The sequence below is a fragment of the Paraburkholderia sp. GAS448 genome, from assembly GCF_050435685.1.
Lineage (GTDB): Bacteria > Pseudomonadota > Gammaproteobacteria > Burkholderiales > Burkholderiaceae > Paraburkholderia.
The window spans coordinates 1-22080 of sequence record NZ_JBNDKT010000003.1; the positions used below are offsets into that span (position 1 = coordinate 1).

A 22080-nucleotide genomic window follows, 5' to 3' on the forward strand; every position below is an offset into this window, starting at 1 on the left:
TTGAGACCGGTGTTGTGCCGAAAACATCACAGCCCAGTGCAGTACGAGAGGCATCCTCTCAGCTACTTCTTCCCGATTGGTTGTGCTGCCCCGGGGCTCAGGCCCGCCGCAGCGCGACAACAAGTCATGCCTGATGACCATAGCGTGTCGGTACCACCCCTTCCCATCCCGAACAGGACCGTGAAACGACTCCACGCCGATGATAGTGCGGATTGCCCGTGTGAAAGTAGGTAATCGTCAGGCTCCCCTGCAGCATCGGAAACCCCACCCCCAAAAGGTGGGGTTTCTGCGTTTACGCCGCTTCCCAGGCCGCGATGCTTGCAGCGTCGCGGCCGCTGTAAGCGGCATTTGAAGGCCGCGTTGACATTCAAACCCTGATTTCGGAGAGCCGTTGATTGACGGCGTCGAGATCAAAGGCGTCGGGATCGAAACTGCCAACGCACCACTCGAGCATCTGTTGATGTTCCTCATGCGAGGGATCGTTGATCGCTTCGAGGAACTCGAGGTATCCCGGGCCACCTCCAACGTCTTCCGGTGGACATGCATTTCGGCCGGCCAGACACAGTGGCAAGCGCAATTCAGGATCAGGCGGCAGGACCTTTTCGATCTTCACGCGATGCTACCAGTTGTCGCCGTAGTCATAGATGTAGGTAAACGACTTCAGCGCGCCCAGCGCCCTGATCAGGGGAACTCTGGTTTCGTTCAGCATCGGCGGATCGCTCGGGAAGTCTGGATCCAAAACGCCGTGATTGGTGTCGCTGAACGCGAATTCATGGAGGTGGACCCCCGTCCCAGCCCATGGTCCACAGCAATACACCGTTCAGTTTCGGACGCTCGATTGACCCCGGCACCAGGATCTGTCGGCAGATCGCCGGTTTCAGATACAGCAGTTCAACGCGTAACTGGTAAACATGAGCCAGTGAATCGACGGTGCGCAGGGCGGGTTTGTTTGTTTAAGCCATCGAGAAGGTCCGTTATGCACGCTTCCTGCTCACCCTGCATCGGGCGCCACGGAAGTAACTCGTCGATACGATTGATGGGATGATCGGCAATGCGCTCGAATACCCCGCGCAGGTAAGCATAGGGTTCCACGCCATTCAGACGCGCTGCCCCAATCAGGCTGTAGATCACCGCCGCACAGTGGCCGCCGCCGTCGGAGCCGGCGAACAGATAGTTGCGCCGACCCACGACGAGCGGCCGAATTGATCGTTCGGCCGTTTTGTTATCGATCTCGATGCGTCCGTCTTCGCAATAGCGCGAGAGCTTGCCAGTGTGTCAGCGAGTACCTGATCGCTTTAGCCAGGCCGGACTTAACCGAGATCTGCTGCAGCGTGTATTCAAGCCAGTTTTTCAGGCTGTTCAGCAGCGGCGCCGTACGCGCCACGCGAACCGATCGCCGAACCTCTGGCGTGCGGCCACGAATGTCGCGCTCAATGACATATAACGCGGCTATCCAGCCCAGCGCTTCTTCAGCGATTGGCGAGCGCTCCAGTTCATACAGGTCGTAGAATTTGCGTCTGGCGTGCGCCCAGCACGCGTCTTCGACGATCCTGCCGCCGCGATACAGGGCGTCACCCGCCATAGGCATCTGCCTGCAGGATTCCGCTGTATCCCGCCAGATGTTCTCGCGGGCTTTCGCTCTTGCGAGCGGGCGAGTACTGATACCAGACCGCTGGTGGTGCCCGGCTTCCCGCAGGCCGGATCGCATTGTAGTTGCGCCGCCGCTGTTCGATCACGACTTTTGCCTCAGCACGGGTCCGAAACCACTCAAGGCTCAGACACTCATCACGGAATTTGCCGTTGAAACTCTCGTCCGCACCGTTCTGCCATGACTTGCCCGGATCGCCGGGCGCCATTTCCATGCCGTTTTCGGCGGCCCACTTCAGGATGGCATGTGACACGAATTCCGGGCCGTTGTCCGAACGAAGGTAACGGGGCACACCGTGAACGCTGGCCAGTTGCGGCAGGACTTCGATGACGCGCTTGGAGCGGATCGAACCCGCAATATCAATCGCCAGGCACTCACGCGTGTACTCGTCGATCACGGTCAGGCAATTCAGTTGCTGGCCGTTGGCGCGGGCGTCGAATACGAAGTCGTACGCCCAGACGTGCCGGGCCGCCGTCGCCGGCTGTGGCCAGGGTCGACGAAACGGCACGCCCTGCGCGCACGCTTGCGCGGCACGCGCAGGCCAGCAACGCGCCGCAGTTGCCATGCCCGGTCCGCGCTCATCCGGCGACCCTGGCGCCCCGGAAAGAGCTGGATTCGGCGGTAGCGGTAGCGCGGATATTGCGCTGACAGAATGCTCATTGCCGCGAGCACGGGCGCGTCCCGGTCAGCAAGCTTCGATTCATAATGCAACGCTGATCGCGCCACCGACATCAGCGCGCACGCACGTCGTTCCGACAGGCCCCGTGCCTTCGCAAAGGCAACCTGCTGGCGTCGGGCGGGCGCGCTCACCACTTTTTTGCGTTGATCTCTTTCATCACGTCCAGTTCGAGATCCCGCTCCGCCAGCATCTTCTTCAGCCGCGCGTTCTCCTGCTCGAGCTGCTTGAGCCGCTTCACATCGGCAGCCTCCAGACCGCCGAAATGCTGTCGCCAGTTGTAGATCGTCTGCTTGCGCGGCGACAATTGTTCTGTCCAGCGCATTGACTCATCAGAATTGCAACTCGCGCTGACCTGTTGCCTCACGTAGTTTGCTACCCGTCGGTAAACCGGCTCTTCTTCATGACTTCCTTTCTCCGTTGGAAGACATTCGCTCAAGTTTCAGCTGGTCCGAAAATTCCAGGGCAGGTCAGAGAATAACGGCGAAACCAGGGGGGCGGAAAAGGGAAGCGCGACGGGAAAAAGCGAAGTGGTGCACCTTGTCGCTCATTGGCTCAGAGACCGCAGCGAACTACTCGGGCACCCCGCTACCACGAGCCGCGATTTTCACTGAAGACACGGGACGACTGAGGCTCGTCTGAAATTGAAGGGCGCGTTCGTGCGGACGGCGCGTTGGCGAAGCGATGCGCGTAGCGGTGGCCCCAGGGACGGGGCTTGCTTTAACGCAGGTTCCAGGTAGTCAGGCAATCCTGAAGCCGCCCACTACGCCGTTTAGCCCTGCCAGGGAAACTTCGCCAGTACCTGCTGGATTGCGGCGTCGAACGGCGTCCGCCGACCGATTCCCAGCGCTTCGAGGCGCCCCGAGTCCAGATGGCAATTGTGGGGACGAGGTGTCGCGTCAGCCGGAGTATGTTGCGGCGTGAGTTGCGCGTCGAATCGCAGTGCTTCGGCGAGGCGCTGCGCGATATCGTACTTCGTCATGGGTTCTTCGCCGGACCATTGGACGATGCCGTTTACTGCTTCGCCACGCGCGTGACGTTCGAGCAATTGCCGGATGACCACCGCGACATCCGGCGTGAAGGTCGGGTAGCGGATTGCCCAGGCGTCCATGACTGCCGGCTTCGCGGCCGGTGAGCTCCGCACCGATGCGGCGATCGCCGGCACGAGACTCGTAACCGCTGACTCCTGCCAGTCGACGATCGGTCCGTAGAGTAGCGGTAGACGCAGCACGCAGCCGCTTTCCGCCGTTTCGACCAGCGCCTGTTCGCCGTTGAGCTTGCTGCGGCCGTAGGCATTGAGCGGCGCGGGCGCGTCGTCGGGCAGATAGGGCGGGTGGGCGCCGTCGAACACATAGTCGGTGGACATCGACAGAACCCAGGCGCCGCACCGGTTGGCCGCCGACGCCAGGGACCGGACCGCGTCGACGTTCAGCGCACGGGCAAGCGACAGATCATGCTCGCAGACATCCGGACGCCGCTCCGCTGCCGCAATGACGACAGCGTCCGGCGCTTCACGCGTGATAAACGCGTCGACTGCCTGCGCATCCCGCACGTCGAGGGTGGCCATGCCCGGGCCGGCTCGACGGAAGGCCGTCGAAACGATCCACCAGCCGGTTTGCTGCGCCAGTTCATCGACGATCACGCGACCCAGCAAGCCCGATGCGCCGATAACGACAACCTTGAACATGCGGCTCACCTCAACTTCCGCTGGCGGGTGTGCCGACGATGGTATAGCCGGCCTCATCGATTGCTGCCCGCAGGACATCGATGGGCTGGCTCGACTCGACTGAGACGCGGCCAGCTGCGAGATCAATCTGCACCTGCGCGGCACCATCCTGCTCGCGGATCGCCCGCGTAACGGCTGCCACGCAATGCTGACAGCTCATGCCTTCAACCTGAAATTCGATCATCAGTAATTTTCCGGAGATAGAGGGAGTGGAACTGCACCGGTTGAATTATGCCTGTCTGCCAGCATGTATCAGGTGGCCGACCTTCCCATGATGGGAAGGTGTACGATTTGAAGGCACTGCGAGAGGACGGACATGAACATTGGTGAAGCGGCCCGGGCGTCGGGCGTCACGGCGAAGATGATTCGCTATTACGAGAGCGTGGGTTTGCTGAAGGCGAAAGCGCGCACAACGGCCGGTTATCGTTTGTACGGTGCAGAGGAGGTTCATTCGCTGCGATTTATCCGCCAGGCAAGGCGACTGGGCTTTCTGGTCGAGGATATTCGCCGTCTGCTGGCGCTCTGGCATGACCGCTCACGCGCGAGCGCCGAGGTAAAGTCGATCGCGCTCGAGCATGTCGCGGAGCTCGACCGGCGCATCGTCGAACTCACCGAAATGCGCGATACGCTGGCTTATCTCGCTGCACATTGTCACGGCGACGCACGTCCCGACTGTCCGATTATCGAGCGGCTTGCCGATTCCGAGCCGTCATCCGCGGCTCATTGTCACGCTGCATAAGCCTAAGGTGCAACCAATTTACCGTTGCCGTTGCAACCCAGATCGTTTCATGCACAAACATGGTGCGAAATCGCGCCGGAAATCTGGGTTTTGCTGTAGGCAGAGATGGTTGTGCCGTAAAATCAGTGACTTGAGACACGGTGCATCGTGCACCATTCCAAAACGGAATGCCCGTCATTCGGGCATTTCACTAGCCAGGTTGTACCGAAGGGATATAATTCGGGTTAACCCTTTTAAGGGATATCCCTGATGCCCAATCCACCGGGGATTCACTTCTGATCCTTGGAGAACATCATGTTTGCATACGTTATTGAAAAGCTGAGCAACTGGTTTGAAACTGCTGAACGCGACCGTCGTGAGGCTTACCTCGCTGAGTCGTCGGATATCGTCCAACTCGAGCAGCGCATCCGCTCGCTCGAAACGAACGGCTACTCGCTGTAAGCCAGTCTGAGCGGCGGCGGCCATGCCGTGTCGCTGGAGCTGTAAAGTGGAAAGCCCCGTATCGTCGGGGCTTTGTCACATCTGGAGCCAGGAGTAAGGCCGCCTTCTCACGATCGACTAGCCGGAACGCTGCTGTCGCGGTAAGGTAAAGCGTTTTCCGTGCGCATTGACCGGGTTCATGCGCTTTAGAAACCAACCTCAAACGCCTATGCTTCCAGTCCGCTCGATTCGTTTCACGCGCGGCGGCATCGCCGCGGTGCTACTGACAACGGCTTTCCTGTTGCCGGTTGCAAATGCCGCCTCGGGCGGGCAGCCGTTGATCCTCGACACGCAGCGCGGCATCAGCGACGGCCAGAGCGGGACGATTCTGCAGACTGCGCCCCTGTCGCACGCCCGGATTGTTCAGGCACAGCCGATCGCTTCGCCGACTGAACTCTCGACGGACTCGTCAGTGCCGATCATGGTCGCGCCTTATATCAATTTGCCGGTCGGCGCAGGCGGATCGCAGCGTGCTCAACCGAGCCCACGCCCGCTCCCTCGCCCGACTCTTCCGTCCGTGCCGCCCTCAGCCCCGTAGAAAAGAGCGCTGCCCCCGATCCTCAGGCAAGCTTGCGCGAGTAAGCGCCATTGGGGTTTCGGCGCATGGCGCAAGAGAGGCCGCGCAACGACAATCGTTGCGCGGCCTCTCTTGCGTTTCGTCTTGCCGCTCGAATAATTCCAATCGGGAGACAACGAATGCCTCACCACTGGATGCGGCACGCCGCCTGCGCGTGCATTGCGCTGCTCGCGCTAGCCACACTGCCTGCCACGGCAAAAGACGCACCCGAAAAACCCACGCTCACGATGGCGGTCGGCGGCTTGCCGGGGCTTTACTACTTGCCGGTTCTCGCCGCGCAACAGCTTGGTTATTTCAAGGACGAGGGGCTCGACGTCACGCTCGAAGATTTCGCGGGCGGTTCGAAAGCGCTGGAGGCCGTCGTGGGCGGCAGCGCGGATGTCGGCGCGGGCGCTTATGAGCACACCTTGTTCATGCAGGCGAAAGGCCAGCGATATCGCGCGTTCGTGTTGATGGGCCGTGCGCCGCAGATCGTTGTCGCGGTGACGAAGGGAAAAGCAGGGTCGATCAAATCTCTGGCTGATTTCAAGGGGGCAAAGGTCGGGGTTAGCGCGCCCGGGTCGTCGACCGATCTGGTGTTGACCGTCGCATTGCGCAAGGCCGGCGTGCAGCGCAGCGATATCTCCGCGATCGGCGTCGGCAGCGGCGCGACGGTGCTGTCGGCCGTGAGCAATGGCCAGATCGATGCACTCTCGAACGTCGATCCGATGATGACAAAGTTGCAGCGAGCCGGCGAAATCACGGTGCTCGTCGACACGCGCACGGTGAAGGGCACGCAGGAAGTGTTCGGCGGGACGATGCCGGCGGCAACACTGTACGCGTCGGAGGCATTCATCCAGAAGAATCCCAGGACGACGCAGGCATTGACCAACGCGATTGTCCGTGCGGACCGCTGGCTGCAGACGGTAAGCGATGCCGATCTCGTGAAGATGGTCCCTAAGGCGTATCTGCTCAACGATCAGGCACTCTACGTCGATGCTTTTCACAACGTTCGAGATGCCTATTCGCCTGATGGCCTGATGCCCAGCGATGGTCCGGCTACTGCGTTGCGTGCGCTTTCATCGTTCGATACGCGGCTCGATGCGGGCAAGATCGATTTGAACGCCACTTATACCAATGAATTTGCCCGCAAGGCAGACGCGCAGGTGAAGTAAGCGGCGAGGGAGGGGGCGCGATCCGCTGCGCACCGTCTTCGATTCAATCAATCGCCACGATACTCAACCTTGAATTGCGCGGCTTTATCCTGACCGAGCGTGTCTACTAGCCAGGGCAGCGTTTCCTTCATCAGCTTCGCCAGCGTGTAAGGCGGGTTCAGGATAAACATGCCGCTGCCGTAAAGTCCGAAGCCATCCGTAGGCGGAGCACTGACGGTCAGCGACACATGCAGCCAGTTCCTGTCCTGCAGGCGTTTGAGCTGTTCGGGAAAGCGCTGGGATTCGGGGCGCGCGACCTGCGGATACCACACAGCGTACGTGCCGTTGGCGAAGCGCTTCAGGCTTTCTTCCGCACAGGCGAGCGTACGGGCGTAGTCGCGCTTGTCTTCGTACGACGGATCGACCAGCACCAGTGCGCGGCGCGGCGGTGGAGGCAGCAAAGCCTTTACGCCATCGAAGCCATCGCCCGCGTATAGCATCGCGCGCCGGCCTGCGTCGCGGAAATTGTGACGCAGCACGTCGATTTCGGTGCTGTGCAATTCGAAGAGACGCATGCGATCCTGCTCGCGCATCAGCCGCCATGCGAGGTAGGGCGAACCTGGGTAGTACCGTAGATCGCCATCTGCATTCAACGCCGATACTTCATCGACGTAGTCGGCGAGCATCGGCGGAAGATCGCTCCGGTTCCACAGTTTCGCGATGCCGGTTTCGAACTCGGCGGTTTTGGTCGCATAGCCCTCCTTCAGTGAGTAGACACCGGCACCGGCATGCGTGTCGATGTACCAGTAGGCCTTGTCTTTCTGCCCGAGATAGCGCAGCAACTGGATAACGACCGCGTGTTTCAGAACGTCGGCGTGATTGCCTGCATGAAAGGCGTGGCGGTAACTGAGCATGATGAAGCCGGGCTGAAAAGGGGAGCGATATTGCGGTTGCTTAAACGTCGTTGAGAAACGACACATTCGAGATGCGTGCCTTACAGCACCGCGCCCTGCGAAGCTACGAGCGGGTCGCGTATTGTACGCGACGCGGCGCTGCGGCCCATGGCGCCGCGCCGCGCGTGCGATACGTTATCTCGCGGTGCGGCCGCCACAGTCGCAACTGGCGCACGTGTCAATACACATGCGTTACTCGTAAGTGTCGCCGACGATCTCTTCGATCTTCTGCTTGACCTCCGGCGTGATTTTCCCCGCGACTTCCTGAGCCTTCATGTTTTCGGCGATCTGTTCGACGCGCGACGCGCCGGTGATAACCGTGCTTACGTGAGGGTTCTTCAGAATCCACGCGATGGCCAGCTGACCGACCGTGCAGCCGAGTTCGTCCGCCACATTGCCGAGCCTGCCGACAACGTTGTTCTTGCCGGTATCCGTCAACTGCTTGCGCAGCCAGTCGTAGCCTTGCAGTTGCGCGCGGCTGTCGGCCGGTACGCCGTCACGATATTTGCCGGTCAGCAAGCCCGAGGCAAGCGGGCTCCACGTCGTAAGGCCGAGACCGATGTCTTCGTATAGCCGCCGATATTCTTCCTCCACGCGCTTGCGATGGAACAGGTTGTACTGCGGCTGCTCCATGACCGGCTTGTGCAGGTGATGGCGTTCCGCGATTTCGTATGCGGCACGGATTTCGTCGGCGCTCCACTCGGACGTGCCCCAGTACAGCGCCTTGCCGCGCGTAATCATGTCGCTCATCGCCCAGACCGTTTCCTCGACAGGCGTGTTCGGATCTGGACGATGACAGAACACCAGATCCACGTAGTCGAGCTGCAGGCGGCGCAGCGACGCGTCCATGGCGTTCAGCAGATACTTCCGGTTTAGCGTGTGGTACTGGTTCGGCGCTTCGTGCAGGCCCCAGAAGAACTTGGTTGAAACAACGTAACTGACCCGCGGCCATGCCAGTTCCTTCAGCGCGTGGCCCATGATTTCTTCCGACTTGCCGCCAGCGTAGACCTCGGCGTTGTCGAAAAAGTTGACTCCCTCGTCTCGCGCGGCCGCCAGCGATTCGCGTGCGGCGCGGCGGTCGACCTGATTGCCGTATGTCACCCACGAGCCGATAGACAGTTCGCTGACCTGCAGCCCGGAACGTCCGAGTCGTCGATAGTTCATGCATTTCTCCTTCGAGAGTGGTCCAACCGGAACTGCACAGCTTAAACCGAACCGGATTTGTGCGTGAAGTCACGTGGTCATGCACAATAGCGAAGTCGGCCGCAGTGCAGCATTCGTCCGGACGGTCTACGCCTTTCGGCCAGCTTTACGTCGCCTGCGTGTCATGGTGTCATTGCTCAATCACTGCATGGAGGTTCTGGATGTCGTCACTCAATACGAATCTGAATGGAAAGGTTGCGGTCGTCACGGGCGCGGCGAGCGGCATTGGCAAACAGATCGCGCTGACGTTGTCGGCCGCAGGCGCGGCGGTTGCCATTGCCGACCTGAACCAGGACGGGGCGAACGCGGTCGCCGAGGAAATCAAAAAGGCCGGCGGCAAGGCGATCGGCGTGGCGATGGACGTCACGAACGAAGACGCGGTCAACCAGGGCATCGACAAGGTCGCAGCAGAACTGGGCTCCGTCGACATCCTCATTTCAAATGCGGGTATCCAGATCGTCAATCCGATTGAGAACTACTCGTTCTCCGACTGGAAGAAAATGCAGGCAATCCACGTGGACGGCGCGTTTCTCACCACCAAGGCTGCGCTGAAGCACATGTACAAGGACGATCGCGGTGGCGTCGTGATCTACATGGGGTCCGTGCATTCGCACGAGGCTTCGCCGCTGAAGTCGGCCTATGTCACGGCCAAGCACGCGTTGCTCGGCCTCGCGCGTGTTCTCGCGAAAGAAGGCGCGAAGCACAACGTTCGCTCGCATGTCGTCTGTCCGGGCTTCGTGCGCACGCCGCTCGTCGACAAGCAGATTCCCGAGCAGGCAAAGGAGCTCAACATCAGCGAGGACGAAGTGGTGAAGCGCGTGATGCTGGGCGGAACAGTCGACGGCGTGTTCACGACGGTTGAAGATGTTGCGCAGACGGTGTTGTTCCTGTCGGCATTCCCGACCGCTGCACTGACCGGACAATCGTTCATCGTCAGCCACGGCTGGTACATGCAATAAGGAGGTCCGCATGGCGCAACGTAACGTCAAGCGGGCTCGCGTCGGCGTCGCGGAACAGGCGGGCGGCGAGTGGCCGCACGCGGTCGCCGACGCCCGCGCACCCATCCAGTTGCCGAAGTACGAAACCATCGCCCTGATGCTGCAGGGGGGCGGTGCGCTCGGGGCCTACCAGGCGGGTGTCTATCAGGGGCTGGACGAAGCAGGCATCCTGCCGAACTGGGTCGCCGGCATTTCGATTGGTGCGCTGAACACTGCGATCATCGCCGGCAACCCACCGGAAAAGCGGGTCGCCCGGCTGCTCGAATTCTGGGAGACGATCTGTCAGCCGGCCTTCGCGCCGCCGCTGCCGGCCTTCATCGAGCATGCGTTCTTCAATTCCACCGATGCAGTGCGCAAGGCATTCACCGCGTTGCAGGCGGTGGGCGCACTGGTCGAAGGGCAGAAGGGCTTTTTCGTGCCGCGTTTCCCGCCGCCGCTGCCCACGGTCGCGGGCGCACCTCAGCAAGCCAGCTACTACGACACGACGCCGTTGAAAGCGACACTCGAACGGTTGTGCGACTTCGACCGGATCAATTCGCGGGAGATGCGCGTATCGGTTGGGGCGGTGAACGTCGGTACCGGAAATTTCGCGTATTTCGACAATATGCACACGAAGCTGCGGCCGGAGCATTTCATCGCGTCGGGCGCATTGCCGCCTGGCTTTGCGGCAGTGGAGATCGATGGCGAGTACTACTGGGACGGCGGCCTGATGTCGAATACGCCGCTCTACGAGGTTATCCAGACTACGCCGCGCCGCGACACACTTGCCTTCCAGGTCGACCTATGGAGCGCGCGCGGGCCGGTGCCTGACAGCATTACCGATGTCCAGGGGCGTATGAAAGATGTCCAGTACTCGAGCCGTACCCGCCTCGTCACCGACATGCTGCAGCGCTCGCAGCGTTTCCGGCATGTACTGCGCGAGGTGCTCGACCGCGTGCCGCCTGAAATGCGCGACGATCCCTGGTGCAAGCTCGCTGAAGAACTTTCCTGTTCGAAGCGCTACAACGTGATTCACCTGATCTACCGGCACAAGGAATACGAAGGGCACTACAAGGACTACCAGTTCGGTCTTTCGACAATGCGCCAGCATTGGGAAAGCGGTTTGATGGACATTCGCGGCTCGCTGGCGCAGCCGGACTGGCTGGATTTGCCCAACAACGACGCGGGTTTTGTCACACACGATATTCATCGCGACGCCCGCTGAAGTGCAGCGTGGGTAGGGCTCGGTGCAAACAAAAACGGCGTCCTTTGGGACGCCTTTTTTTCAAGGCCAGCGCAGATGCAGGCAAAACGGCATAGGCCTCGTCATACAGACGCGCACCCTTGCGTCGCCTTTACATCACTTCAGCACGTGGGCAATCGCGTTCGCGACCACATCCAGGTTGCGTGTGTTGAGTGCTGCAACGCAGATACGACCCGTGCTGACGGCATAGATGCCGAACTCTTCGCGCAGACGGTCCACTTGCGGTGCCGTCAGGCCCGAGTACGAGAACATGCCGCGTTGTGCGTTCACGAAGCTGAAGTCGCGTGCGACGCCAGCCGCTTGCAGGCGTTCGACGAGGCCATTGCGCATCGCGCGGATACGATCGCGCATTTCGCCCAGTTCCGCTTCCCACGTTGCGCGCAGTTCCGGCGAACCGAGCACGGCAGCGACGACGGAACCACCATGCGTCGGCGGGTTCGAGTAGTTCGTGCGGATCACGCGCTTCAGTTGCGACAGCACGCGGGCTGCCTCTTCCTTGCTGGCCGTGATGATCGACAGCGCGCCGACACGCTCGCCATACAGCGAGAACGACTTCGAGAACGACGACGACACGAACACGTTCAGTTCCGACAGCGCGAAGAGGTGCACCGCGGCAGCGTCTGCCTCGATGCCATCGCCGAAACCCTGATAGGCGATATCGAGGAATGGCACCAGCTGGCGAGCCTTGATCACTTCGACAACCTGCACCCACTGGTCGGAGGTCAGATCGACGCCGGTCGGGTTGTGGCAGCACGCGTGGAGTACGACAACCGTGCCGGCAGCGTAGCCGTTCAGGGCTGCGAGCATGCCTTCGAAATTGACGCCCTGGGTCTTCGCGTCGTAATACGGGTACGACACGACTTCGAAGCCCGCGCTTTCGAACAATGCACGGTGGTTTTCCCAGCTCGGATCGCTGATGGCAACCTTGGCGTTCGGGTTCAGGCGCTTCAGGAAGTCAGCGCCGATCTTCAGCGCGCCCGTGCCGCCCAGCGCCTGCGCCGTCACCACGCGGCCAGCGGCGATCAGCGGCGAATCGTTGCCGAACAGCAGCTTCTGGACCGCTGCGTCATAGGCTGCAATCCCTTCGATCGGCAGGTAGCCGCGCGGCAGCGCAGCTTCAATGCGGGCCTTTTCCGCTTCGCGAACCGCGCGCAGCAGCGGAATCTTGCCTTCTTCGTTCGTGTATACGCCCACGCCCAGATTGACCTTGGTGGTGCGGGCATCGGCGTTGAAGGCTTCGTTCAGGCCCAGGATCGGGTCGCGGGGAGCAAGTTCGACAGCGGAAAAAAGAGACATGATGGTTCGGCAGTAGTGAAAGAAGGGGCGGGCTTCCAGCGTGGCCGGGTCGGCAGACAAACATATCGCAGACAGGGGCGGCGAGCGCGCAACTTGCCATTGTAGCGAATCCCGGGGCGTTTTTCGGCTCAAACAGGGCGATTTGCGCGCTTATTTATGGAAAACGCGGCGTTCCAGCAAGAGGTTTGAGTGCCAGAACGTCGTTTCCCTTTGCTGCGCCAGCCACCCCGCAGGCTGCGGGTCAGACCGTGCAACGGCAGCCGGATCCGCCGCCTGCCCGGGAAAGCGCAAGGGGCTAGAATAGTCCTTTGCTCCCGGCTGAGGATGCCGCATCCATGTCCGAACATCATTTGACTGAAGTCAATGACGCGCTCGACGAATCGAAATTCGTCACTTTCGACGGTTCTCCGTTCCAGCTTTACCAGCCTTACCCGCCGGCCGGCGACCAGCCGACGGCGATCGCCACGCTCGTCGAAGGTATCGAGGATGGCCTGTCGTTCCAGACGCTGCTCGGCGTGACCGGCTCTGGCAAGACCTTCACGATGGCAAACACCATCGCGCGTCTCGGCCGTCCAGCCATCGTGTTCGCGCCGAACAAGACGCTCGCTGCACAGCTTTATTCGGAGTTTCGCGAGTTCTTTCCGCGCAACGCCGTTGAGTACTTTGTTTCGTACTACGACTACTACCAGCCGGAAGCGTACGTGCCGCAGCGCGACCTCTTCATCGAAAAGGACTCGTCGATCAACGAGCACATCGAGCAGATGCGCCTGTCCGCGACGAAGAGCCTGATGGAGCGCCGCGATGTGGTGATCGTCGCGACCGTGTCGGCGATCTACGGCATCGGCAATCCTTCCGAATATCACCAGATGATCCTGACCTTGCGCACCGGCGACAAGCTCGGCCAGCGCGACATCATCGCCCGTCTGATCGCGATGCAGTACAGCCGCAACGAAGCCGACTTCCAGCGCGGCTCGTTCCGTGTGCGCGGCGATACGATCGATATTTTTCCGGCCGAACATGCGGAAATGGCGGTGCGCATCGAACTGTTCGACGATGAAGTCGAGACGCTGCAGCTGTTCGATCCGCTCACGGGGCGCGTGCGCCAGAAGATTCCGCGCTTCACCGTCTATCCGTCTTCGCATTACGTGACGCCGCGCGAAACGGTGATGCGCGCGGTCGAAACGATCAAGACCGAACTGCGCGACCGGCTCGAATTCTTTTACCAGGGAGGCAAGCTGGTGGAGGCGCAGCGGCTCGAACAGCGCACACGCTTCGATCTGGAGATGCTGCAGGAGCTGGGCTTCTGCAAAGGGATCGAAAACTACTCGCGGCACTTCTCGGGTGCGGCGCCCGGCGAGCCGCCGCCGACGCTGGTCGATTACCTGCCTGGTGATGCGCTGATGCTGCTGGACGAATCGCACGTGCTGATCGGCCAGCTGAACGGCATGTATAACGGCGACCGCGCGCGTAAGGAGAATCTGGTCGACTACGGCTTCCGTCTGCCGTCGGCGCTGGACAATCGGCCCCTGAAGTTCAACGAGTTCGAACGCAAGATGCGTCAAGTGGTGTTTGTCTCGGCGACACCCGCCGATTACGAGAAGAAGACGGCGGGGCAGGTGGCCGAACAGCTGGTGCGCCCGACCGGCCTCGTCGACCCGGAGATCGAGGTGCGTCCGGCAACCAGTCAGGTCGACGATGTGCTCGGGGAAATCAACGAGCGCGTCAAAGCCGGCGACCGCGTGCTCGTGACGGTTCTCACCAAGCGCATGGCCGAGCAGCTCACCGAGTTCCTGGCAGATCACGGCGTCAAGGTGCGCTATCTGCACAGCGACATCGATACGGTCGAGCGCGTGGAGATCATCCGCGACCTGCGCCTCGGCACGTTCGACGTGCTGGTCGGGATCAACCTGCTGCGAGAGGGGCTCGATATTCCTGAGGTGTCGCTCGTCGCGATTCTCGACGCGGACAAGGAAGGCTTCCTGCGCGCCGAACGTTCGCTGATCCAGACGATCGGCCGGGCGGCGCGGAACGTGAACGGCAAGGCCATCCTGTACGCGGACCGCATCACCGACTCGATGCGCCGCGCGATCGACGAAACGGAGCGGCGGCGCGCGAAACAGATCGCCTTCAACGAGAAGATGGGCATTACGCCGCGCGGGGTCGTCAAGCGGATCAAGGACATCATCGACGGCGTCTACAACGTCGACGAAGCGCGCGCGGAGCTGAAGGAACAGCAGCAGCGTGCGAAATTCGAGGATATGTCCGAGAAGCAGCTGTCGAAGGAGATCAAGCGGCTCGAAAAGCAGATGATGGAGCACGCGAAGAATCTCGAATTCGAGAAGGCCGCGCAGGCGCGCGACCAGCTGGCTTTGCTGCGCGAGCGCGTATTCGGCGCGAACGTCGGAGATCATCTGACCGGCACGAACTGAAGGAGGGCGCTCCGGGGCGGCGCGATGCCGTTGTCGTACCGGGCCGCCATGCCGGCCCGGATCAGGAGTAGCCAGAACCGTCCGTCGAATCGACACTTCGCACTATGCCGGAACGGCTGCGCACATCCCGAATCCTGCAGACAGATCAAATCAGCAAGCAGGATTTCGGACCGCGCGGCGACTCGTTGCTGGAACGTTTGCTTAAGAGCGCCTTAAACCCATGCGGCGTAAGGTTTCTTAGGTATTCGCATTTGTTCTCCACCCTGAACGATGATAAACTCGCCAAGTATTGAGAATGGTTCGCATTAACGTTCTCTATTGCCTTTAGATTTGATTTCCAGATCGGGGCTTTCACCATTGCGTCGCTGTTGCGGCTGAAGGGCGGGCGAACGAACCTCCCTTCGGTCTGCGTTTTCATCGTCTCAGCTGATAAAAACAAAGGAGTTTCAATGCGGATTTCATCTTTCCTGCGCGGCGGCGCAGCTGTTGCGACTGCCGTGGCCGCGCTGTCGGTGTCGGCTGCTGAATACCCGATCGGCAAGCAGAACATTCAAGGCGGCATGGAAATCGGCGCGGTCTATCTGCAGCCGATCACGATGGAGCCGGAAGGCATGATGCGCAAGGCATCGGATTCGGACGTTCACCTGGAAGCCGACATCCACGCGGTGAAGAACAACCCGACTGGCTTTGCCGAGGGCGACTGGATGCCGTATCTGCAGGTTCGCTACGAGCTGTCGAAAGTCGGCACGACCCAGTCGGTCAAGGGCGACATGATGGCGATGGTGGCAAGCGACGGCCCGCACTACGGCGACAACGTCAAGATGTTCGGCCCGGGCAAATATCACCTGAAGCTGATCGTCGAACCGCCGATGCAGATGGGTCACATGGCCTTTGGCCGCCACGTCGACAAGGAAACCGGCGTGGGCCCGTGGTTCAAGCCGTTCACGATCGATTACGACTTCACGTACGCCGGTATCGGCAAGAAGGGCGGGTACTGATCGCGGCGTGATGCCTCGCGAGGCAACGTGGCAACGTAAGCGCAGCAGGCGGCGCGTGAAGGCGCGCCGCATCTTCAGGAAGGCTCAATGAGAATCAACAGGAAGATCGCGATCCTCGCCATGACGACGTCCCTCGTCGGCGTCGCGCACGCGGCCGATCTGCCGACGTTCAAGCTCGAAATGAACGACGGCACGCTCAATCCGGCGCGCATCGAAGTGCCGGCGGGACAGCGCATCAAGATCGAAGTGCGCAACGTGGGCAAGGGCGCGGCGGAATTCGAAAGCGTGCAACTGCGGAAAGAAAAGGTGCTCGCACCGGGCGCCGATTCGTTCGTTGTGATTGCGCCGCTTTCGCCGGGCGAATACAAGTTTTTTGACGATTTTCACCAGCAGGCACAGGGCGTAATCGTCGCAAAGTAAGCACGCCTCCATGCGGGCGCCCGGCGTCCGCGAGGCAGCGGGAGAATATCGATGGGTCAGGTTTTGTTCATCGTGTGGCGGGAAAGTGTCGAGGCGCTGCTGGTCGTCGGCATCCTGTACGCATGGCTGAAGAATGGCGACGAGAGCGCGCAGCGCGGCCTGCCGTACCTGTGGGGCGGCGTCGCCGCGGGGGTGCTGGCGGCGGTGACGCTGGGGGCGGCACTCGTCGGCTTCACCGAGGTGCTGTCCGGCGACGCGCAGGATTACTTCCAGACGGCGATGGTGCTGGTTGCCTGCGTGCTGATCGTGCAGATGGTGCTGTGGATGAAGCAGCACGGCCGCACGCTCAAGCGTGACATGGAAAAGTCGCTGCAAAGGAGCACGCAGGACGCGAACTGGTGGGGCGTTGCCGTGCTGGTCGCGCTCGCGATCGCGCGTGAGGGCAGCGAGACTGTCATCTTCCTGTATGGCCTTGGATTCGGTCAGTCGGGGCACGTCGATGGAAGCCAGATGCTCGCGGTGGTGATCGGGCTGGGTCTCGCGTTCCTGACGTTCTATGTGCTGCAACTCGGCGGCAAGATCTTCTCGTGGCGGCTCTTTTTCCGCATCACCGAAATCATGCTGCTGTTCCTCGGCGCGGGCCTGTTCCAGACCGGTGTAGACAAGCTGATCGATAAGGAAATCCTGCCGACCCTCGTTGACCAGGTGTGGAACACGTCGGCGGTCCTCGACGACTCGAGCACATTCGGCTCGCTCGTCGCGACGCTGACCGGTTATCGCGCCCATCCGGCGCTGATGAACCTGATGGCCTACACAGTGTACTGGGCGGTCGTGTACCTGCTGGTGCGGCGCGCAAGCCGGCGCCCGGCGCAGCAGGCGGCAGGACGCACGGCATGACCAGCGGTGTAATCGGGAGTTCAGGGCCTTCGGGGCGTTCGGGCCGGCTTGCAGAAGCCGGCCAGTGGATGCAGCGCCACGGCGCACTCATTCGCGGGATCCAGTGGGTCGTCGTTGCGGTCTACGCATTCCTGATCCTGGTGCCGGCGGTGATGCCGCTGCCAGACGACACGGCGCATCTGTGGACCAATCTGACGCTCGCCGCGCAGTTCGTCTTCTGGGGCATCTGGTGGCCGTTTGTGCTGCTATCGATGGTAATGCTCGGACGCGTATGGTGCGGCGTACTGTGTCCGGAAGGCGCACTCGCGGAGTTCGCGAGCAAATACGGGCGAGGCTGGGCGATTCCGCGCTGGATGCGCTGGGGCGGCTGGCCTTTCGTCGCCTTCGGACTCACGACGATCTACGGCCAGATGGTCAGTGTCTACCAGTACCCGAAGGCGGTGCTGCTGGTGCTAGGCGGCTCGACGTTTGCCGCAATGATCATCGGTTTGCTTTACGGGCGCGAAAAGCGCGTCTGGTGCAAATACCTTTGCCCCGTGAACGGGGTTTTTGCGCTTCTGGCGCGCCTCGCACCGTTTCACTACAAGGTCGATGAAGATGCGTGGCGCAAGTCGTACAAGGAGGGCGAGCACGGCCATCGCGTGATTCCGATCAATTGCGCGCCGCTTGTGCCGTTGCGCAGCATGAAAGGCGCGGCCGCGTGCCATATGTGCGGCCGGTGCAGCGGTCACCGCGACGCGATCGCGCTGACGTGGCGCTCGCCGTCGACCGAGGTGGTCGAGCTTGGCGACAGGCAGGCGAGCGCGTGGGATACCGCGCTGATTCTGTACGGGCTGCTTGGCATCGCCATCGGCGCGTTTCACTGGACCGCGTCGACCTGGTTCGTCGACCTGAAGATGTTCCTCGCGACATGGCTCGTCGACCACGACATCACGTGGCCGCTCGAGACCAACGCTCCGTGGTTCCTCTTCACGCACTATCCTGAACAGAACGATGTCTTCTCGTGGCTCGACGGGACCATGGTGATCGGTTACATCGTCGCCACCGGCCTCGTCTACGGCACGGCGCTGCTGGTGTTGCTGATGGGCGCTACGCGCACGCTCGGCCGTTTTAGCTGGGTACGTCTGCATCACCTCGCGCAGGGACTGATCCCGATCGCTGGCACCGGTGTGTTCCTCGGGCTGTCGGCGACCACGCTGTCACTGCTGCGTGCGGAGCACGTGCCGCTGTGGTGGGCGTCGGATGTGCGGATCGCGATTCTGGCCATCGCGAACGTCTGGAGTGCGTGGCTCGCGTGGCTCGTTACGCGCCGCTATAGCGCGCAGCTTTTCCAGCGCGGCTTCGCAATGGTATGGTTCATGGCCGCGCTTGCGGTCGTCGACAGTGCGTGGTGGCTGATGTTCTGGGGCTGGACGCGCTGAAGGCGTGTTGAGTTAAAGAGCGAGGCTATTGTGAGAAACAAACCTGCACTGACCGACGAAGACGTCAAGAAAATGGCCGCCGCTGCCGAAGCGCACGCGCTCGCCAATCAATGGAATGTGACCGTCGCCATTTTCGACGAAGGCGGGCATCTGCTGCATCTCCACCGGATGGATAACGTCGCGCCCAGCACGGTCGAGATGGCGATCGGCAAGGGCCGCACGGCCGTCCTTGGCCGCCGCGAAAGCAAGGTCTATGAGGACATCGTCAAGCAGGGCCGCACCGCGTTCCTGAGTGCCCCGCTTGTCGCAATGGTGGAGGGTGGTGTGCCGATCGTCGTCGACGGCGACGTGATCGGCTCGATCGGCGTATCCGGCGTGAAGTCCGAACAGGACGCTGCGATCGCCCGTGCCGGGATTGCTGCGCTAGGAATCGGCTGACGCGACGCGCTCACCTGTCACGCTCCGGCGCGTTTCAACACGACGGAAAGCAGAAAGCCGTGCGGAGTGTTCATCCGCACGGCTTTTTTCCATTCGTTTCGATTGCGGTGTTGTGCCCAATGCGCACGCCCGCGCGGCGGTGAGAACCAAAAAAGCGGCCTGGCTGGCTCCGACGGCTGGCTTGGTGTCTGCACGAAGGGGTCTAGATCTCGCGTGCAAGCCGTCGTGGCTGGCTAATGCCCAACACCTCCCGGAGAGGTGGTCCCCACAATACCCGGTACTTACTGCCTGAAACTTGCGTCGTTACTTGGTGAGGATCAACTTGCCCAGACGGGTCGCGCGCAGCTGATATGTCTCGCCGTTATGCGCGATGCTGATATGGCTGCGTCCCTGAAGCAGCGAATCGCTGGACACGACGCGCTTGCTGGTTTCCGGCTGGCCGCTGCTGCGCTCGAGCTCGCATGCGGGCACGGCAGGCTTCGGACGGCTCGTCAGCGCGGCCGTTGCATTGCGGCGCAGGCTGAGCGTGGAAGTGCGAGTGAGGTCGGTCATTCGTGCCATCGGTTGGTTGATTCGATGGATTGATATTAAATGATAATCGTTCGCATTTACAACATAGATGAATTCATCGGAATTTTGTTTCGATAGGGTCGATGTTTTCGGCGTGTTGTTCAGGGGGCTTCGAGCACAGCGGCGGGTTCTATCTGCCGCCGTGTGCTGTGTCGAACGACCGTCGCTCAATGCAGGTTGCCGGGCTCCTTGCGAGCCTGCACAAATTGGCGGATCAGCCGCACGGTATCGATGTCCGACTCGCGATACGCCGACTTCACGATTTCGTTCGTTTGACGTGTGTCTTCGGTGTCGGCGGCGGGCAGGGTGGTCTTGTACTCGAAGCGCAGAAACAGCTGCAGTTCGTCCGGCTGCTCGATGGTCATCGTCAGCGAGCCGCCAACGTACGACTCCGTAGCCAGAATGTCGTAGCGCACGCTCTCGTTGGGCGCGAGCGTGACGCGATCGCGCACCGTGGCCTGCCCATAGTGCAGCTCGCGCTCGAGCGTGCTGTCGGTGCGCGACAGGATCGTGCAGCTATCGAGACCCAGCACGAACAGCTGTGGCTGCTCGGCGCGCAGCACCAACCCTTCCCACAATTGCTCGCGAGTCATGCTTTCGACGAACGGATTCAACGGGTCGTTGATCTGGATCAGATGTTCGAAGTTCAAGACGACAGCTTCCTCTTAAAACGCAGCGTAATCGCCGTAGCGACCGGAGACGACAGGGCGCGCATGGCGATCAGGCGGCAGCGAGCCCGGTCCGGATCCCAATAGGGCGCGTCAGGATCTTGTGTAGCGGGCACGCATTGGCGATTTGCAAGAGCCGTTCCCGCTGCTCGTCCGACAGCGCGCCTTCCAGCACGATCTTGCGATCGATGGTCGAGCCTTCGTCTCCCTTTTCGAGCGACAGTGTCACATGCACTTCGGCGAGTGGCCAGCCCTTGCGCTGAGCGTACATCTTCAGCGTGATCGACGTGCAGGCGCCGAGGCTCGACAGCAGCAGCGCTTCAGGAGCGGGGCCGCGATCGCCGCCGCCGACCGATGCGGGTTCGTCGGCAAGCCAGCTATGGGTGCCGTCGTCCAGCAGGACCTGAAAATTCGTCGAACCAATGTGAGCGGTGACTGCGGACTCTGCCATGCGATCTCCTGTGCGGAAACGGAATACGCCGCGCGGTACAACGTGCAGCACCCGTGCATCAGGTGCATCAGGTACAAAAGGCGCCGCGCGGCACGAGTCGATATTGTGAACGAATTTCTGTGCAATCGTGGCGTGCGCATGCGCACCGCCGTGCGGTGCGGCGGCGCGCGCGTCCCTGGCGAAGTATCAGTGCGCGATCTGCCCCATCCGGCCGGCCTGGTAATCGACTACGGCCTGGCGGATTTCCTCCTCGGTGTTCATCACGAATGGGCCATAGCGCACCACCGGCTCCTTCAACGGAACCCCGCCGAAGAGCAGCACGTCGAGCGGCTCGTCGCCGGCGGCGAGCGTGACCGTGTCACCGTCCTGATTGAAGACGACCATGGTCTGCGCATCGGCCTCGCGGCGATCCTCGCCAAAGAGGCCCTTGCCCGACAGCCCGTACGCGAACACCCGGAAATCGCGCGGCACCGGATGCTCGATCCGCGCGCCCGGTTGCAGGGTGAAATGCTGGTACAGGATCGGCGTGCGCGTTTCGATCGCGGCCTTCACGCCGAGCGCCTCGCCGGCGATCACCTTCACGCGAACCTTGCCATCCGCCGACGTCGCCACCGGAATGCTCGACGAAGGTATTTCCTGATAACGCGGCGCAATCATCTTGTCGCGGCGGGGCAGGTTCACCCACAGTTGCAGGCCATGCACGCGGCCACCCTTCGCGACGAACGACGGGTCGGGCATTTCGCTATGGACGACGCCCGCGCCGGCCGTCATCCACTGCACGTCGCCCGCGTGGAGCGTGCCCGAGTGGCCGGCGGAATCCTTATGGCCGAACTGCCCTTCCAGCGCATAGGTGACGGTTTCGAAGCCGCGGTGCGGATGATCGGGGGCGCCTTTCGCCTCGCCGGGCGCGTAGTCGACGGGTCCCATTTCGTCGAGCAGCAGAAATGGGTCGAAATCCATCAGCATGCGCGTCGGAAACGGCCGGTGGACGATGAAGCCGCCACCCTCCGTCGTGCGAAGCGCGGGATACGTGCGCTCGATCGTGCGTGTCGTGCTCATCAAAGTCACCTCGAAAAATGGGGAATAGCATCATTTTTGAAACATAGAGCTATTATA

22 protein-coding genes, 1 rRNA gene and 3 pseudogenes are annotated in these 22080 nt (G+C 61.5%); 13 read left to right on the plus strand and 13 right to left on the minus strand.

The window, feature by feature from the left end; genetic code table 11:
- The first annotated feature begins 129 nt into the window (after positions 1 to 129).
- Positions 130 to 243 (plus strand): 5S ribosomal RNA (rrf, locus tag P3T23_RS06440).
- Between the two features lie 124 nt (positions 244 to 367).
- Here rrf and P3T23_RS06445 read toward each other — a convergent pair.
- From P3T23_RS06445 to P3T23_RS06470, 6 genes and pseudogenes are all read right to left on the minus strand, one after another.
- A pseudogene (locus P3T23_RS06445) lies at positions 368 to 817 on the minus strand (plasmid pRiA4b ORF-3 family protein).
- Positions 771 to 938, minus strand: coding sequence for an IS1096 element passenger TnpR family protein (locus tag P3T23_RS06450; RefSeq protein ID WP_429315771.1), 168 nt, complete (start codon positions 936 to 938; stop codon positions 771 to 773). The pseudogene P3T23_RS06445 and the gene P3T23_RS06450 overlap by 47 nt, the downstream one beginning before the upstream one ends.
- Positions 892 to 1700 (minus strand): annotated as a pseudogene (tnpC, locus tag P3T23_RS06455) (IS66 family transposase); the annotation flags it as partial. The gene P3T23_RS06450 and the pseudogene tnpC, both read right to left, overlap by 47 nt.
- A pseudogene (locus P3T23_RS06460) lies at positions 1680 to 2619 on the minus strand (IS3 family transposase); the annotation flags it as partial. The pseudogenes P3T23_RS06460 and tnpC, both read right to left, overlap by 21 nt.
- A 477-nt stretch (positions 2620 to 3096) precedes the next feature.
- Positions 3097 to 4011 carry a dTDP-4-dehydrorhamnose reductase family protein gene (locus P3T23_RS06465; RefSeq protein ID WP_429315363.1) on the minus strand — a complete coding sequence of 305 codons (915 nt, stop codon included), beginning with the start codon at positions 4009 to 4011 and terminating at the stop codon, positions 3097 to 3099.
- 10 nt (positions 4012 to 4021) lie between these two features.
- Positions 4022 to 4237, minus strand: a complete 216-nt coding sequence (locus P3T23_RS06470) for a heavy-metal-associated domain-containing protein (RefSeq protein WP_429315772.1) — start codon at positions 4235 to 4237, stop codon at positions 4022 to 4024.
- 129 nt (positions 4238 to 4366) lie between these two features.
- On the opposite strand from P3T23_RS06470, the gene cueR reads away from it, so the two are divergent.
- From cueR to P3T23_RS06490, 4 genes are all read left to right on the plus strand, one after another.
- On the plus strand, positions 4367 to 4789 hold the full coding sequence (gene cueR, locus P3T23_RS06475) for a Cu(I)-responsive transcriptional regulator (RefSeq protein WP_429315364.1): 423 nt from the start codon (positions 4367 to 4369) through the stop codon (positions 4787 to 4789).
- Between the two features lie 294 nt (positions 4790 to 5083).
- On the plus strand, positions 5084 to 5230 hold the full coding sequence (locus P3T23_RS06480) for a DUF3563 family protein (RefSeq protein WP_429315365.1): 147 nt from the start codon (positions 5084 to 5086) through the stop codon (positions 5228 to 5230).
- 208 nt (positions 5231 to 5438) lie between these two features.
- Positions 5439 to 5807: a hypothetical protein gene (locus tag P3T23_RS06485; protein WP_429315366.1), complete on the plus strand. Its 369-nt coding sequence runs from the start codon at positions 5439 to 5441 to the stop codon at positions 5805 to 5807.
- A 158-nt stretch (positions 5808 to 5965) separates the two neighbouring features.
- On the plus strand, positions 5966 to 7000 hold the full coding sequence (locus P3T23_RS06490) for an ABC transporter substrate-binding protein (RefSeq protein ID WP_429315367.1): 1035 nt from the start codon (positions 5966 to 5968) through the stop codon (positions 6998 to 7000).
- 47 nt (positions 7001 to 7047) lie between these two features.
- Here the strand turns inward: P3T23_RS06490 and P3T23_RS06495 are convergent, their stop codons facing one another.
- Together P3T23_RS06495 and P3T23_RS06500 are read right to left on the minus strand one after the other, a co-directional pair.
- Positions 7048 to 7893 (minus strand): 23S rRNA (adenine(2030)-N(6))-methyltransferase RlmJ, encoded by an 846-nt coding sequence (locus P3T23_RS06495; RefSeq protein WP_429315368.1) that lies wholly within the window; start codon positions 7891 to 7893, stop codon positions 7048 to 7050.
- A gap of 231 nt (positions 7894 to 8124) precedes the next feature.
- The gene (locus P3T23_RS06500; RefSeq protein ID WP_429315369.1) at positions 8125 to 9096 is read right to left on the minus strand and encodes a potassium channel beta subunit family protein; all 972 of its coding nucleotides are present in this window, start codon (positions 9094 to 9096) and stop codon (positions 8125 to 8127) included.
- Between the two features lie 200 nt (positions 9097 to 9296).
- Between P3T23_RS06500 and P3T23_RS06505 the strand changes: the two genes are divergently transcribed.
- Both P3T23_RS06505 and P3T23_RS06510 read left to right on the plus strand, forming a co-directional pair.
- Complete coding sequence (locus P3T23_RS06505) at positions 9297 to 10094, plus strand: 3-hydroxybutyrate dehydrogenase (protein WP_133663880.1); 798 nt, start codon at positions 9297 to 9299, stop codon at positions 10092 to 10094.
- Positions 10095 to 10104: 10 nt separating this feature from the next.
- Positions 10105 to 11337 carry a DUF3734 domain-containing protein gene (locus P3T23_RS06510; RefSeq protein WP_429315370.1) on the plus strand — a complete coding sequence of 411 codons (1233 nt, stop codon included), beginning with the start codon at positions 10105 to 10107 and terminating at the stop codon, positions 11335 to 11337.
- Positions 11338 to 11472: 135 nt separating this feature from the next.
- Here P3T23_RS06510 and P3T23_RS06515 read toward each other — a convergent pair whose 3' ends face one another.
- Positions 11473 to 12672, minus strand: coding sequence for an amino acid aminotransferase (locus P3T23_RS06515; protein WP_429315371.1), 1200 nt, complete (start codon positions 12670 to 12672; stop codon positions 11473 to 11475).
- A gap of 335 nt (positions 12673 to 13007) precedes the next feature.
- On the opposite strand from P3T23_RS06515, the gene uvrB reads away from it, so the two are divergent.
- From uvrB to P3T23_RS06545, 6 genes are all read left to right on the plus strand, one after another.
- On the plus strand, positions 13008 to 15101 hold the full coding sequence (uvrB, locus tag P3T23_RS06520; protein ID WP_429315372.1) for an excinuclease ABC subunit UvrB: 2094 nt from the start codon (positions 13008 to 13010) through the stop codon (positions 15099 to 15101).
- Positions 15102 to 15550: 449 nt separating this feature from the next.
- On the plus strand, positions 15551 to 16099 hold the full coding sequence (locus P3T23_RS06525; protein ID WP_429315373.1) for an iron transporter: 549 nt from the start codon (positions 15551 to 15553) through the stop codon (positions 16097 to 16099).
- Positions 16100 to 16186: 87 nt separating this feature from the next.
- A complete protein-coding gene (locus tag P3T23_RS06530) occupies positions 16187 to 16519 on the plus strand; it encodes a cupredoxin domain-containing protein (protein WP_429315374.1) in 333 nt (110 codons plus the stop codon).
- Between the two features lie 51 nt (positions 16520 to 16570).
- The gene (locus tag P3T23_RS06535) at positions 16571 to 17416 is read left to right on the plus strand and encodes an FTR1 family iron permease (protein ID WP_429315375.1); all 846 of its coding nucleotides are present in this window, start codon (positions 16571 to 16573) and stop codon (positions 17414 to 17416) included.
- A 68-nt stretch (positions 17417 to 17484) separates the two neighbouring features.
- Positions 17485 to 18837 (plus strand): 4Fe-4S binding protein, encoded by a 1353-nt coding sequence (locus tag P3T23_RS06540; protein ID WP_429315773.1) that lies wholly within the window; start codon positions 17485 to 17487, stop codon positions 18835 to 18837.
- Between the two features lie 30 nt (positions 18838 to 18867).
- Positions 18868 to 19275: a GlcG/HbpS family heme-binding protein gene (locus tag P3T23_RS06545; protein WP_429315376.1), complete on the plus strand. Its 408-nt coding sequence runs from the start codon at positions 18868 to 18870 to the stop codon at positions 19273 to 19275.
- A gap of 303 nt (positions 19276 to 19578) precedes the next feature.
- Here the strand turns inward: P3T23_RS06545 and hemP are convergent, their stop codons facing one another.
- The 4 genes from hemP to P3T23_RS06565 form a co-directional block, all read right to left on the minus strand.
- Positions 19579 to 19827 carry a hemin uptake protein HemP gene (gene hemP, locus P3T23_RS06550; RefSeq protein ID WP_429315377.1) on the minus strand — a complete coding sequence of 83 codons (249 nt, stop codon included), beginning with the start codon at positions 19825 to 19827 and terminating at the stop codon, positions 19579 to 19581.
- A 185-nt stretch (positions 19828 to 20012) separates the two neighbouring features.
- Positions 20013 to 20495 (minus strand): SRPBCC family protein, encoded by a 483-nt coding sequence (locus tag P3T23_RS06555; protein WP_429315378.1) that lies wholly within the window; start codon positions 20493 to 20495, stop codon positions 20013 to 20015.
- 70 nt (positions 20496 to 20565) lie between these two features.
- Positions 20566 to 20964: an OsmC family protein gene (locus P3T23_RS06560; RefSeq protein WP_429315379.1), complete on the minus strand. Its 399-nt coding sequence runs from the start codon at positions 20962 to 20964 to the stop codon at positions 20566 to 20568.
- 186 nt (positions 20965 to 21150) lie between these two features.
- Positions 21151 to 22023: a pirin family protein gene (locus P3T23_RS06565; protein ID WP_429315380.1), complete on the minus strand. Its 873-nt coding sequence runs from the start codon at positions 22021 to 22023 to the stop codon at positions 21151 to 21153.
- Between the last annotated feature and the right edge of the window lie 57 nt (positions 22024 to 22080).

Excerpts from the sequence above, each read along its gene's own strand:
- P3T23_RS06465 (WP_429315363.1), bottom strand. The coding sequence starts at position 4,011 with ATGTTCAAGGTTGTCGTTATCGGCGCATCGGGCTTGCTGGGTCGCGTG.
- cueR (WP_429315364.1), top strand. The coding sequence starts at position 4,367 with ATGAACATTGGTGAAGCGGCCCGGGCGTCGGGCGTCACGGCGAAGATG.
- P3T23_RS06480 (WP_429315365.1), top strand. The coding sequence starts at position 5,084 with ATGTTTGCATACGTTATTGAAAAGCTGAGCAACTGGTTTGAAACTGCT.
- P3T23_RS06485 (WP_429315366.1), top strand. The coding sequence starts at position 5,439 with ATGCTTCCAGTCCGCTCGATTCGTTTCACGCGCGGCGGCATCGCCGCG.
- P3T23_RS06490 (WP_429315367.1), top strand. The coding sequence starts at position 5,966 with ATGCCTCACCACTGGATGCGGCACGCCGCCTGCGCGTGCATTGCGCTG.
- P3T23_RS06495 (WP_429315368.1), bottom strand. The coding sequence starts at position 7,893 with ATGCTCAGTTACCGCCACGCCTTTCATGCAGGCAATCACGCCGACGTT.
- P3T23_RS06500 (WP_429315369.1), bottom strand. The coding sequence starts at position 9,096 with ATGAACTATCGACGACTCGGACGTTCCGGGCTGCAGGTCAGCGAACTG.
- P3T23_RS06505 (WP_133663880.1), top strand. The coding sequence starts at position 9,297 with ATGTCGTCACTCAATACGAATCTGAATGGAAAGGTTGCGGTCGTCACG.
- P3T23_RS06510 (WP_429315370.1), top strand. The coding sequence starts at position 10,105 with ATGGCGCAACGTAACGTCAAGCGGGCTCGCGTCGGCGTCGCGGAACAG.
- P3T23_RS06515 (WP_429315371.1), bottom strand. The coding sequence starts at position 12,672 with ATGTCTCTTTTTTCCGCTGTCGAACTTGCTCCCCGCGACCCGATCCTG.
- uvrB (WP_429315372.1), top strand. The coding sequence starts at position 13,008 with ATGTCCGAACATCATTTGACTGAAGTCAATGACGCGCTCGACGAATCG.
- P3T23_RS06525 (WP_429315373.1), top strand. The coding sequence starts at position 15,551 with ATGCGGATTTCATCTTTCCTGCGCGGCGGCGCAGCTGTTGCGACTGCC.
- P3T23_RS06530 (WP_429315374.1), top strand. The coding sequence starts at position 16,187 with ATGAGAATCAACAGGAAGATCGCGATCCTCGCCATGACGACGTCCCTC.
- P3T23_RS06535 (WP_429315375.1), top strand. The coding sequence starts at position 16,571 with ATGGGTCAGGTTTTGTTCATCGTGTGGCGGGAAAGTGTCGAGGCGCTG.
- P3T23_RS06540 (WP_429315773.1), top strand. The coding sequence starts at position 17,485 with ATGCAGCGCCACGGCGCACTCATTCGCGGGATCCAGTGGGTCGTCGTT.
- hemP (WP_429315377.1), bottom strand. The coding sequence starts at position 19,827 with ATGACCGACCTCACTCGCACTTCCACGCTCAGCCTGCGCCGCAATGCA.
- P3T23_RS06560 (WP_429315379.1), bottom strand. The coding sequence starts at position 20,964 with ATGGCAGAGTCCGCAGTCACCGCTCACATTGGTTCGACGAATTTTCAG.
- P3T23_RS06565 (WP_429315380.1), bottom strand. The coding sequence starts at position 22,023 with ATGAGCACGACACGCACGATCGAGCGCACGTATCCCGCGCTTCGCACG.